Origin of the sequence: Aequorivita sp. 609, from assembly GCF_014212065.1 — a bacterium.
GTDB lineage: Bacteria > Bacteroidota > Bacteroidia > Flavobacteriales > Flavobacteriaceae > Aequorivita > Aequorivita sinensis.
Genome location: NZ_JACJVM010000006.1, coordinates 345,485 through 358,341, shown reverse-complemented (window position 1 = coordinate 358,341; position 12,857 = coordinate 345,485). Strand labels below are relative to the sequence as shown.

General features: G+C 34.0%; 14 protein-coding genes. 8 read left to right on the top strand and 6 right to left on the bottom strand.

The features are described from left to right. The first annotated feature begins 135 nt into the window (after positions 1-135). Together H4O20_RS05050 and crcB are read left to right on the top strand one after the other, a co-directional pair. A complete protein-coding gene (locus tag H4O20_RS05050) occupies positions 136-1,194 on the top strand; it encodes an SRPBCC family protein (RefSeq protein WP_185098482.1) in 1,059 nt (352 codons plus the stop codon). A 1-nt stretch (position 1,195) separates the two neighbouring features. After that, entirely contained in the window at positions 1,196-1,567 is a 372-nt protein-coding gene (gene crcB / locus H4O20_RS05045; protein WP_165147221.1) for a fluoride efflux transporter CrcB, read from the top strand. Here the strand turns inward: crcB and H4O20_RS05040 are convergent. The 3 genes from H4O20_RS05040 to H4O20_RS05030 form a co-directional block, all read right to left on the bottom strand. Further along, the gene (locus tag H4O20_RS05040; protein ID WP_185098481.1) at positions 1,564-2,169 is read right to left on the bottom strand and encodes a DUF1684 domain-containing protein; all 606 of its coding nucleotides are present in this window, start codon (positions 2,167-2,169) and stop codon (positions 1,564-1,566) included. The two genes, crcB and H4O20_RS05040, sit on opposite strands and share 4 nt — an antisense overlap. A gap of 285 nt (positions 2,170-2,454) precedes the next feature. Continuing rightward, a complete protein-coding gene (locus H4O20_RS05035) occupies positions 2,455-2,652 on the bottom strand; it encodes a DUF1328 domain-containing protein (protein ID WP_139855061.1) in 198 nt (65 codons plus the stop codon). Between the two features lie 94 nt (positions 2,653-2,746). Beyond that, entirely contained in the window at positions 2,747-3,190 is a 444-nt protein-coding gene (locus H4O20_RS05030; protein ID WP_139855060.1) for an Lrp/AsnC family transcriptional regulator, read from the bottom strand. A gap of 117 nt (positions 3,191-3,307) precedes the next feature. Here H4O20_RS05030 and H4O20_RS05025 point away from each other — a divergent pair, with 117 nt between their 5' ends. After that, positions 3,308-3,703 carry a hypothetical protein gene (locus H4O20_RS05025; protein ID WP_139855059.1) on the top strand — a complete coding sequence of 132 codons (396 nt, stop codon included), beginning with the start codon at positions 3,308-3,310 and terminating at the stop codon, positions 3,701-3,703. 79 nt (positions 3,704-3,782) lie between these two features. Next, positions 3,783-4,388: a hypothetical protein gene (locus H4O20_RS05020; RefSeq protein WP_185098480.1), complete on the top strand. Its 606-nt coding sequence runs from the start codon at positions 3,783-3,785 to the stop codon at positions 4,386-4,388. Positions 4,389-4,466: 78 nt separating this feature from the next. On the opposite strand, the gene H4O20_RS05015 is transcribed toward H4O20_RS05020, so the two are convergent. Next, positions 4,467-7,892, bottom strand: coding sequence for a methylmalonyl-CoA mutase family protein (locus H4O20_RS05015; RefSeq protein ID WP_185098479.1), 3,426 nt, complete (start codon positions 7,890-7,892; stop codon positions 4,467-4,469). 155 nt (positions 7,893-8,047) lie between these two features. Between H4O20_RS05015 and H4O20_RS05010 the strand changes: the two genes are divergently transcribed. The 4 genes from H4O20_RS05010 (at position 8,048) to H4O20_RS04995 (ending at position 11,174) form a co-directional block, all read left to right on the top strand. After that, positions 8,048-8,983 (top strand): T9SS type A sorting domain-containing protein, encoded by a 936-nt coding sequence (locus tag H4O20_RS05010; RefSeq protein WP_185098478.1) that lies wholly within the window; start codon positions 8,048-8,050, stop codon positions 8,981-8,983. A 164-nt stretch (positions 8,984-9,147) separates the two neighbouring features. After that, positions 9,148-10,071, top strand: a complete 924-nt coding sequence (locus H4O20_RS05005; protein WP_139855055.1) for a T9SS type A sorting domain-containing protein — start codon at positions 9,148-9,150, stop codon at positions 10,069-10,071. A gap of 88 nt (positions 10,072-10,159) precedes the next feature. Further along, complete coding sequence (locus tag H4O20_RS05000; protein ID WP_139855054.1) at positions 10,160-10,873, top strand: DUF4197 domain-containing protein; 714 nt, start codon at positions 10,160-10,162, stop codon at positions 10,871-10,873. A 121-nt stretch (positions 10,874-10,994) separates the two neighbouring features. Further along, complete coding sequence (locus tag H4O20_RS04995) at positions 10,995-11,174, top strand: Lacal_2735 family protein (protein WP_185098477.1); 180 nt, start codon at positions 10,995-10,997, stop codon at positions 11,172-11,174. A 12-nt stretch (positions 11,175-11,186) separates the two neighbouring features. Here H4O20_RS04995 and H4O20_RS04990 read toward each other — a convergent pair whose 3' ends face one another. Next, the gene (locus H4O20_RS04990) at positions 11,187-11,966 is read right to left on the bottom strand and encodes an ABC transporter substrate-binding protein (protein WP_185098476.1); all 780 of its coding nucleotides are present in this window, start codon (positions 11,964-11,966) and stop codon (positions 11,187-11,189) included. Next, complete coding sequence (gene pyrF, locus H4O20_RS04985; protein ID WP_185098475.1) at positions 11,953-12,774, bottom strand: orotidine-5'-phosphate decarboxylase; 822 nt, start codon at positions 12,772-12,774, stop codon at positions 11,953-11,955. Before pyrF ends, H4O20_RS04990 begins: the two co-directional genes overlap by 14 nt. Positions 12,775-12,857 lie beyond the last annotated feature (83 nt).

Here is a 12,857-nt window from a genome sequence, read left to right as displayed (position 1 = left end):
TAAACGCAAATGTACTAAAATATTGGTCTCTATATTAATTGGTTTATCACGAATGAAATAGCAGACGTCTATATATAAAAGCTTAGATGAAATTTCCGTATCTTAGCACCTACAACCAACACCAACCTCAAAAACATGAAAATAATTAAGTATTTACTTTTTCTTATTCTCCTGATAGTAATTGGCGGTGCCATTTATTTTGGAACACAGGACGGCTCTTACGACATTAAAGATTCAATGGTTATTAAGGCTCCTCCAGAAGTAGTATTTAATAAAGTAAATGATTATAGAAATTGGGAAACTTGGGGGCCTTGGAAAAAAGAAGATCCTACCATTAGGTTTACTTATGCCGAAAAAACTGCAGGCGAAGGTGCTTCCTACTCTTGGGATGGTGAAATGAATGGTTCAATGAAAACTACCAAGGTTATCCCTAATAAAGAGATCGAACAAGATTTAACGTTAGAAACTCCAGGAGGAGCGCGTCACCCTAAAGTATTTTGGAGTTTTGAAGAAGTTCCTGAAGGAACCAATATTACTTGGAGAATGAAAGGAGAACACACGCTACTTGATAAGTTCTTTTTCTCGATAAGTGGAACCGATTTTAAAGCTCAAGTTCACGAAATGAATATTACTGGTTTGGAAGGAATTGCCAAGGAGGTAGTGGAGGATATGAAGAAATATTCAATAAATGTAGATGGACTTACACAATACGGCGGTGGATATTATATGTACACAACTTCCGTAGCTAGAATGCAAGAACTAGGTGATAAAATGGAACCAATGATGACACAGGTATTAGACTTTGTTTCTAATAATAATTTAAATATGTCGGGGAAACCTTTTACCTTATACAATCAAGTTGACGAAGCAAACAATACTGTTATTTTCTCAACAGGTGTTCCAGTAAGAGAAAAAGTAATTACTCCTGAAGGAAGTCCCGTAGTTTGTGGATTTATGGAGCCTATTTCTGCGGTTAAAGTTTCTCTAAAAGGAAACTATAACCACTTGCCAGAAGCTTATACTAAAGGTAATGAATACATTAAAAAGAACGGTTTAGAAATAGACCCTGAGGGTAAAAAATTCGAAGTTTACATTACAGATCCAAATGAAACTGCCAACCCTGCTAATTGGGTAACAGAAGTTTACATTCCAATTATAACGACGCCAAAACCTGATTTAGAAGAAGGTATTTAAAATGAAGCAACTCGTACTAGTTTTTATTGGTGGGGGTTTAGGAAGTACATTGCGCTATGGACTTTCTAAGTTTCTAAACAATGCTGAAACAGGAATACCTTACGGAACATTTGCCGCCAATATTCTTGGAAGTTTATTAATTGGAATAATACTAGGACTCGCTTTAAAAAACCAAACTCTTTCTCAGAATACAGTTTTATTTTTAGCTACCGGGTTTTGTGGTGGATTTACTACATTTTCAACCTTTGCTTATGAGAATCACTTATTCTTAAAAAGCGGGGATTTTATGTCATTCGCTTTATATACTATCGCAAGTTTTGTAGTTGCATTTGCAATGGTTTTTATCGGAATGTGGGCTGTGAAGTTTTTTTAATGTTTTCCAAAATTCTTAACCCCAGCTTCAATTCGAATTAACAAATCGTTTTCTTTAGGAGGTATAGGACAAGAATATTTTGGGTTATATGCACAATAAGGATTATAGGCTTTATTAAAGTCGATAACAAAAGTATCTCCTTCAGGAATTCGCTGGTCTAAATACCTTCCCCCTCCATAGGAACCGTCTCCACTTGTTAAATCGGTAAACGGCAAAAATAGATAATCCTCATATCCAGGTTCATTATAGGGCTGTGTGTTTTTGAAGAGACTTAAAACAAAACCCTTTCCATCTATACTAAAATGGGCTTCTCCATATTTTACATATTCTGGAGTTCTAGTTGTAGTGGTTGGCATTAAAAATGGTTTTTCGTCTGGGGTACGCACAAACCTAGCATTCACAATATATTTTTCATCAATTGGATAAAAATCTAATTCTTTAAAAGTTCGAAAATCTTCGGGAGTGAGAATTGTTGTTTCGGGATTAGCGAATTCACTATTTAATTTTATCTGTGCTTTTAGACTTTCTAAAACTAATGCTTCACTTTGAGTAAAACCTAAGGATGTGATTAGTAAAAATGAAAAGAGTAATAAATTCTTCATAAAAAGTTTTTAGTAAAAATAGAAAAGAATTTTAAAATTCGTAATTATTTATCGATCAGACGAAAAAATATTTAATATTTAAACTTCTCACCAATTAATTTCTTCTATTACCGCAAAATTTACACAGAATTAATTTGTACAGTATTCAGCTACAAGAAGATGAAGAAAAGCGCTATTGGCCAAATGTGGAAAAGGCTAGAGCTTGGAAATAGGAATACAAGGGAAATATAGCTTTACTTTAAGCTTATATAATTCATTTAAAATAAAAAAAGGCGAATACTAATCTTAAGATTGTGACTCTTTTTTAAGCCTTTTATTTTTACGACTAACAATTACTGCATCTAAACAAGAAATCATCAAGGCAATTCCCGCAAACAAACAAATAATTCGAACCAACTTATCACCAGGAAACTCTAATCCTGTAAAACCCAATAGTGCTGTAACAATAGTTATAATCAAAAAATGAATCGTATAGTTTTTCATGGTATATGTTTTAATTAGAGAATCAAAAATACTTCATACATAGCTCCACAAGTCTTAACAAGATTCTAATTGTAACAATTTTAACATCAGCTAGCTACTTCACAGGTTTTAGTGCATTGTTTTTTACAACATGTGAAAGTACTATCTGAGTTTTAGTTTCACCATAAAAAATAAGTTGGTCTATAAAAGACTCTAAATGTTTTTGATTTTTTAAAACAACTTCCATTACAATATTTTCATTTCCTGTAATGCGATAGCAGTTTATAACCTCATCGTATGTTTTTACTATTTCAAGAAAAGGTTTCAATTTACCCATAAAAGCGCGAAGTGTGATAATGGCTTTAAATTGATACCCCGCTTCCATAGGAGAAACATCTGTAAAATAACCAGTTATAATATTAGAGTCTTCCATTTTTTTAATACGTTCAGAAACTGCAGGAGAACTAATACCTACCTCCCTCCCGATTTCGGTGTTTGGCTGACGTGCATTTCTTTGAAGACACTTCAGTATTTTCCAGTTTAAAGAATCTATACTCATATTAAAGTTTTAATCAATTTTTACTTAATATTTAAAGCAAATATACATTTTTACTTTAATATCAATTATGAATTAAAGTTTCTTGTCGCTAAATTTGATACACTTTAAAATTATAAAATGTCAGCTCATACTTACGGAAATAATAAACATTCAGCGATGTACCTAAAAGCAATGGAAATTTTTTCATTAGCTCGTAACATCTCTACATACCTAAGTTATGATTTAGCAGGAATTCAGAAAAACGGAAAAGAAGATCCTAATATTTATTTCAGTGGCGATATTGTTCAACAATCAGTATCACTTGGACCTAAAATTTTAAAAGCAGAAAGTCAACCTTTTTCTGAAGAAAAACACAAGCATGCAGCTTCTGTGATTCACTTATCTAATTTGTTATACAAAAACTGCGAACGCTTAGAGAAGGTTAATAGCAATGGTAAGGATTTTCTACCGTTATTAAGAAAAGAAATTAAGAAATTTCGCAAACTTCAACATACCTGGCAATTAACTCTTTAACATTTAGAGTTCTACTTTTCATTTTCTATATCAGAAACCTATCGTTACCTTTGTAAAAGGAATGTATTAATGCCTTATTATGTTTGAAGACGACGATTTTGATTCTATGGAGCACCACAACCACGTGAGGCAAATGCCTATTTATATAAAAGCCGAGGAAATTTCAAACCTTGTCTATCACCTTGTAAAATCTGTAGAAAACACCGATATAAAGTATAAACGCAAAGGCGAAAAGAAATTAATGGAGTATAATTTGAGTTATATGATGGAAAACTCACTTATTATTCCAACCAAAATTATGGGTGCAGAAAGCGTTGATGCTTACGACCTTAAAATGGAAAATGCCACCATAATTCGTAAATCAGCTCGCGAAATTATCAACGACCTTCAAGGAATTGAAATGTTAGGCTTTGATGAAATTGAATACCTTGATTTACTTCGAAAAGAAGTTGAAACCTTCCGTGTTCTTTTTGCTGAATGGGTGAAGACCTTTGATCCTTGGGATTACACTATAGATCGTTGGGGGCTTTTTAATCCGCCAGGTATAAATTACGACGACCACAGCCCTGAAGATGACATCCCTTATGATTCAGAAAATATTTTTGAAGATTTTTTTGATGATTATGAAGATGAGGATTGGGAAGATCTAGAAGATGAAGATAGTGAAACTGAGGAAGAAGAATAACAACAATTTTTAATTTTAAAATATAAACCCCGACAATCTAATTAGAATGTCGGGGTTTATTATTATTAATTATTATTTCTACATATTACGTCTATACTGCCCACCTACTTTAAATAAGGCTTCGGTAATTTGCCCTAACGAACAAACCTTTGTTGCTTCCATAAGTTCTTCAAATATGTTTTTATTGTGAATTGCTGCAGTCTGCACTTTTTCAATTGCATCCGTTGCTTTTCCATCATACATTTTATGAAGACTTTGAAGCGTTTTAATTTGAACCTGCTTCTCTTCCTCGGTTGCGCGAATTACTTCAGCAGGAAGAACGGTTGGCGAACCTTTACTACTTAAAAAAGTATTTACTCCAATAATCGGGAATTCACCATTGTGCTTTAAAGTTTCATAATACAAACTCTCTTCTTGAATTTTGCTGCGTTGGTACATAGTTTCCATTGCACCAAGAACTCCTCCACGCTCAGTAATACTATCAAATTCTTTTAATACAGCTTCTTCTACTAAATCGGTTAACTCTTCAATAATGAAAGATCCTTGAATTGGGTTTTCATTTTTAGCAAGCCCTAATTCCTTATTGATAATTAACTGAATTGCCATTGCACGACGTACACTTTCTTCTGTAGGTGTTGTAATAGCCTCATCGTAAGCATTTGTATGCAGTGAATTACAGTTATCATAAATAGCGTAAAGCGCTTGTAATGTAGTACGAATATCATTAAAGTCTATTTCCTGCGCGTGTAATGAACGTCCAGAAGTTTGAATGTGATACTTCAGCATTTGAGCTCTTGGGTTTGCACCATACTTCTCTTTTAATGCTTTTGCCCAAATCTTTCTAGCTACTCGACCAATAACTGCATATTCAGGGTCGATACCATTACTAAAGAAAAATGAAAGGTTTGGACCAAACTCGTTGATGTCCATCCCACGGCTCAAGTAATATTCTACATAAGTAAAACCATTTGCTAGAGTAAATGCCAACTGAGTAATTGGGTTAGCTCCTGCTTCGGCAATGTGGTAACCACTAATAGAAACAGAATAGAAGTTTCTTACTTTCTTTTCGATAAAATACTCCTGAACATCCCCCATCAATCTAAGGGCAAATTCTGTAGAGAATATACAAGTATTTTGCGCTTGATCTTCTTTTAAAATATCTGCTTGAACGGTACCGCGAACCTGTTGTAGTGTTTCGTATTTAATTTTGTTGTAAACATCAGCATCTAATACTTGATCTCCCGTTACACCGAGTAGCATCAATCCTAAACCGTTATTTCCTTCTGGTAACTCTCCATGGTATTTAGGACGTTCAATACCTTTATCCTTGTAAATTTTATTGATTTTCTTTTCAACATCTGCCTCGAGACCGTTTTCAACAATGTACTTCTCACAATTCTGATCGATAGCTGCATTCATGAAGAACCCTAAAAGCATAGGTGCAGGACCATTAATCGTCATACTCACAGATGTCATTGCGTGACTTAAATCAAAACCAGAGTAAAGTTTCTTGGCGTCGTCTAAACAGCAAATAGAAACTCCCGCGTTACCGATTTTCCCATAAATATCCGGTCTTAAATCAGGGTCATTACCATATAAGGTAACACTATCAAAAGCAGTAGAAAGCCTTTTTGCAGGCAATCCCATACTTACGTAGTGAAAACGTCTATTTGTACGCTCTGGTCCACCCTCACCTGCGAACATTCTTGCAGGATCCTCACCAGTTCTTTTAAAAGGATATAAACCAGAAGTATAAGGGAATTCTCCTGGAACATTTTCTTGAAGTACCCATCTTAAAATATCGCCCCAAGCTTGATATTTTGGCAAAGCAACTTTTGGGATTTGTGAATGTGAAAGCGACTCGGTATGTGTTTCAATCTTAATTTCTTTGTCGCGAACTTTAAAACTATAGATTGGATTTTTATATTTATTTACTTTTTCATTCCAACCGGTGATAACCTCCCAGTTGTAGGGGTCTAAATTCAACTTTTCACGATCAAATTCAGCAAGTAATAATTTTAATAGATCTTTATTGGCTTTCGAATCGTCAATAAATTCAGAAACTATCCCAGCTTTATCCAATTCTGGTGTTTTTCCAGAAATCGATTCTATAGCTTTATAGATTCCATAAAGTTTTTGGGCAACTTCAGATTGCTCTGAAGCTTTTTTGTCGTAAGCTCTGTTGTTTTCAGCAATTTCAGATAAGTATCGCGTTCTTGATGGTGGGATCACAAAAACCTTCTCATCCATTTCTTCTGGAACTTGAAAATCACTTTTAAGATCTCCCTCAGTTTTTTCTGAAATAGTTTCCATTATTGCTTTATACAGCGTGTTCATTCCAGGATCGTTAAACTGGGACGCTATTGTTCCATAAACAGGGAGCTCGTCTTGTGGAGTTTCCCATAGGTGATGGTTACGTACATATTGTTTTTTAACATCGCGTAATGCATCTAAAGAACCGCGCTTGTCAAACTTGTTAATTGCCACTAAGTCGGCAAAATCTAACATATCAATTTTCTCAAGCTGAGTTGCCGCACCAAATTCAGGAGTCATTACATATAATGAAACATCACTGTGCTCTAATATTTCGGTGTCGCTCTGCCCAATACCTGAAGTTTCAAGTATGATTAAATCGAAATTAGCAGCTTTTAAAACCTGAATGGCCTCAGCTACGTATTTAGACAATGCAAGATTACTTTGTCTTGTAGCCAAACTACGCATATATACTCTTGGAGAGTTAATAGCGTTCATACGAATTCGGTCTCCTAATAAAGCCCCACCCGTTTTTCTCTTTGATGGATCTACAGAAACAATTCCAATAGTTTTTTCAGGGAAATCAATTAGAAATCTTCTTACTAATTCATCAACTAATGAAGATTTACCCGCTCCTCCTGTTCCAGTAATACCTAATACAGGAGTTGTATTTTTTTCGTTTATTTCGTGAATTTTATCCAACGCATCTTTTGCAACTTCAGGGAAATTTTCAGCAGCAGAAATTAAGCGAGCAATAGAACCAATTTCCTTATTTGGAAGATTCTCTAGTTCATTATTGAGTTTATCACCAATAGCAAAGTCTGATTGTTTAACTAAATCGTTAATCATTCCCTGCAACCCCATTTCTCTACCATCATCAGGCGCATAAATACGAGTGATACCGTAATCCATCAATTCTTTTATCTCTGATGGAAGAATAACACCACCACCACCACCAAATATCTTAATATGACTCGCCCCTTTTTCCTTTAGAAGGTCGTACATATATTTAAAGTATTCGTTGTGCCCTCCCTGGTAGGAAGTCATAGCTATAGCATTCGCATCTTCTTGGATTGCCGTATTTACCACTTCTTCTACACTGCGGTCGTGACCTAAGTGTATAACCTCAACACCAGTGGACTGAATAATTCGTCTCATTATATTAATAGCGGCATCATGTCCATCAAAAAGAGATGCTGCAGTTACAATACGTACTTTATGTTTAGGGGTATATGGCTTAATGTTTTGCATAATAATTTCTACTTGTAAATTAATAGGCAAATTTAATTAAAACCATACGAACTAAACAGCTATATGTAATAATGATAATTTTAAAAAATATTATGACAATAAATCATTTTATTGTATCTTAGAGTATTAATTTCTTAATCTAAATATAAAATATTATGAAAAAAATCTACTTATTAGCATTTGCTTTAGGAGCATTTGCTTTTTCTACTCAAGCTCAAGTAGAATTAACCGACGATTTCGAATCTTATACGGTGGGCGATGTGTCACCACAAGCAGATCATTGGCGTACTTGGTCTGGTAATAGTGGAGGTGCTGAAGATGCAGACGTAACAGACGATGAAGCCTTGTCCGGAATCAAATCATTACATATTGACGGATCTGGAATTACAGATATGATTCTGTTAACTCCTACGGCCCCTATGTTTGGAACATATACAATTCAATGGTACTCATATATTCCTGCTGGAGCTTCTGGTTATTTTAACATGCAGGCAGCATTGAGCGCAAGTGGTTCGGCATGGACACAAGCTCTTATGGGAGGAAACGTTTATTTTAATTGTAGTGGTTCAGAAGCTGGACAAGGAGGAGTAACTGGACAAACAGATTGCTCTACCTATGACCAAGTTTTTACATTTCCAGAAGACCAATGGTTTAAAACAACCTGTGTTTATGATTTAGATAACCAGGTTTGGGACATGTTTATAGATGGACAACAAGTGATTTTCGCACAAGTATTTGAATTTGGAGGTCAAGTATTTACAGAATTAGCTGGAATTGACTTCTATTCCGCCAGCCCAAACAACGATATGTATATAGATGATATAACTATGGCTTCTGGGATTTTAAGTACAGAAAATTTTACTGAAGATAAATTCTCTGTATATCCTAACCCTGTAAAAGACATACTAAACATAGAATCTGCAGCTTCAGTAGATAAAATAACTGTTTATGATGTTTTAGGAAAAGTTGTGCTTCAAGAGAAGCCAGGAAAAATTTCTCCTACAGTTAATATGGGCAGCCTTTCTTCAGGAACATATATGGTTAAAGTAACTATCGGTAACAACTCAAAAATTGTAAAAATCGTAAAATAAAAAAGAGTTTTAAATGTTTAATTTTAAAAAGGTCCTTAAGTTTTAAGGGCTTTTTTTATTTCATAAAACTTATTTTTTTTCAATAAAAACATCAAAACATCTTTTTTTTAAATCATTTTATTATATCTTAGACCCTCATAAAATCAAACAAACTATAAAATATTATGAAAAAAATTTACTTATTAGCATTTACCTTAGGAGCATTTAGTTTATCTACATCTTATGGTCAAATTGACCAACAAGATGATCTTGAAAGCTATTCTCCTGGTCCTATTTCATCTCAAGCTGACTATTGGAAAACTTGGTCTGGAGAGGAAGGTGGCCCAGAAGATGGTATCGTTGCCTTAGACCAATCTAACTCAGGTTCACAGTCTTTATTAATTGATGAAGTTGGGGCTCCTGCTGGTAAAGACCAATTGTATCTTATCGATAGCCAACCAGACACCGATATCTATACTGTAAGATTTAGCATGTACATTCCATCTGGAAAAGAAGGATATTTCAACTTACAAGGAGAAACACCTGCAGGTAGCCAAGGTGATGGTTCATTCTTAAGCCCTGATATTTATTTTAATCCAGACAATATGACTCCAGGTCAAGGTCAAGTTGCTGATGGATCTGCTACTTGGGCTTTCCCTCATGACGCATGGTTTCCAGTAGAATTAATTTTAGATCTTGACAATAAAACACTTCAAATGAATGTAGATGGTTTACCAGCTATTTTAGAAGGAACTCCATTTAACGATATGGCAGTACCTTATTTTGGAGCTATTGACTTTTACGCACCTAGCGAGTTTACAACTTACTACATTGATGATGTAGTTACAGCTTTTGGCTTACTAAGTACTGAAGATTTTAAAGCTGATAAATTCTCTGTATACCCTAACCCAGTGAAAGACTTCTTAAATATAGAAACTGTTAATGCTGTAGACCAAGTAGTTATTTACGATGTATTAGGAAAAGTTGTACTTCAAGAAAACCCAAGCACAATTTCTCCAAGAATTAACATGAGTAACCTTCCAACTGGTGCTTATTTAGTTAAAGTAAAAATTGGAAACAGCTCTAAAACTGTAAAAGTTCTTAAATAAGAATTTTAAAATAAGTTTATAATTAAAAGACCCTTCACATTGAAGGGTCTTTTTTTATCTTTGAGGTTTATATAAAAACACAATCAAGATGTATTTAAAAAAATTTATTCTTTTTATTAGTGTATTCACGCTAGTTTCATGCGCTGAACTACAGCAAGTAGTAAACACCCTACCAACTGACACAGGTATAGGTATGGACCCTCAACTAATAGGAAACGGTCTTAGAGAAGCTTTAGATAAAGGAATAGATAAACAAGTAACAAAGCTAACAAACAAGGATGGCTTTTATAAAAATCAACTCGTGAAGATTATGTTGCCTTCAGAGTTGCAGAAGGTAGATCAAACCCTACGCGATATAGGCCTTGGAAGTCTTGCCGATGAAGGGATTAAAGCATTAAACCGCGCTGCTGAAGATGCTGTAAAAGAAGCTACTCCTATATTTGTAAGCGCAGTAATGCAAATTACCTTTACGGATGCAAAAAACATTCTTCTAGGCCCAGATAATGCAGCCACTAATTATTTAGAACAACGCACTAACACTGCTTTATATTCAAAATTTAATCCTGTAATAAAAAACTCTTTTGCTAAAGTTGGAGCAGATCAAATTTGGACAAATATTATTACAAGGTACAATTCAGTTCCTTTTGTTACTAAAGTAAATCCAGATTTAACCGACTATGTAACCAACGAAGCTTTAAAAGGTGTTTATACGATGATTAGTGTAGAGGAAAAAGATATTAGAAACAATATCGGTGCAAGAACCACAAAATTACTCAGACAGGTATTTGCTATGCAGGATTAATATCCTTAATTAATTAACAGTATAAATCACTAAGCAACTTTATTTTAGGAGACTATTAACCAAGCCTTTGTAACATTTTGGCTTTATACAAATTATATTTGCATTTGTAAAAAATGCGGCAATGACTAATTTGTTTAGAAAAAAATCGAAGCTTGAAAAACTAGAAGAAAAATACACTCTTTTAATGAAGAAATCTTTTGAAACTTCTCTAAAAGATGTCGATAAAAGTGAATTATTTCAAAGTCAAGCCGATAAAATTAAAAGTGAAATAAAAAGGCTTTCATTGAACACCCATTCTTAATTGATTCAAATATTAGCTTTCGTGCAGTCTTTTAAAGTACTCAAACGCTTTTGTCATTCTACTACCATACCAACTAAAGAATTCTCCATCTACTAATTTAACTTCAGCCTTAAATTCTTTTTGAAATTCTGAAACGTGTTTTTGTTTAAAAGGAAATGGTTCTGTGGAAAGCAAAATGGTATCAGCCTGCCGTAATAATTCTTCTCGAACTTCAGGATAACGGGAGTTTTCATCAGTAAAGAGATTTTCAAACCTATTTAATTCTAGCAATTCATTGATGAATGTATCTCTTCCTGCAGCCATATACGGATCTTTCCATATTAGGTAAACTACTTTTTTTATAGGAAGTTTCTCAGAAAATGCTCTGAAGGCCTTCAATTGGGATAAAATTTTTGAACTTATTTCTAATGCAGATTGCGAGACTTCAAACACCTCCCCTAACCTATTTATCATCTCAATACATTCAGAAATATTTGAGATATCACTTACCCAAACTGGAGCTATTTTCTCTAACTCAATTACTATTTCTTCAGTATTTTCTTCTTTATTACAAATTACAATGTCTGGATTAAGAGCTTTCACCTTCTCGAAGTGTACATTTTTTGTACCTCCAACAATTGTCTTTTCCTTCCGAAGCTTATTAGGGTGCACACAAAACTTGGTTACCCCAACTATATTGTCGCGTAAACCTAAATCTACCAATAATTCGGTTTGCGAAGGCACCAAGGAAACAATTCGAGTGGGAGTTTTGCTAAATTTTACAACTCTATTTAACTGATCAATGAATTCCATCTAAAATGGTTTTCATTTCAGTTTGCATTTTCATTGCTACTTCAGCAGCAGCATCGGCAAAATCATTTTTATTTGAAGCGTAAATTATGCCTCTTGAAGAGTTTATTAATAAACCAATGTTTTTAGACATTCCATATTTACAAACATCTTGTAGATTTCCGCCTTGAGCTCCTACACCAGGAACCAATAAAAAGCTATTAGGCACAATTTTGCGAATGTCTGCTAAGTACTCTGCTTTAGTTGCTCCAACTACGTACATTAAGTTTTCACTATTGCCCCAAGCTTTAGAAGTTTCCAAAACTTCTTTATAGAGTTCTTGTTGCCCAACATTTTTTGTTTGAAAATCAAAAGCACCTTCATTTGAAGTAAGTGCAAGTAAAATTGTATACTTGTCTTTAAAATCTAGAAAAGGTTCTACAGAGTCTTTCCCCATATAGGGAGCAACAGTAATCGAATCGAATCCCAAGTCTTCAAAGAAAGCTTTTGCATACCTTGAAGATGTATTGCCTATATCACCGCGTTTTGCATCTGCAATGGTAAAGATTTCTGGATAATTTTTATTTAAATAAGAAATCGTCTTTTCCAGGGATTTCCATCCTTTTAAACCATAAGCCTCATAAAAAGCAGTATTTGGCTTATACGCCACTGCATATTGATGTGTAGCATCTATAATAGCTTTATTAAATGCAAAAATCGGGTCTTCTTCCTTTAAAAGAAATTCCGGAATTTTATCAAGATCTACATCAAGTCCAACGCAAAGAAAAGATTTCTTCCTTTTTATTTCTGAAATTAATTGTTGGGTAGTCATTAGGGTTAATTTAAATCTGATGAAAGTTTATGGTAAAGTATCGGTAAATTAAATAGAAGTGAAATTAACCAACTACGATTAAT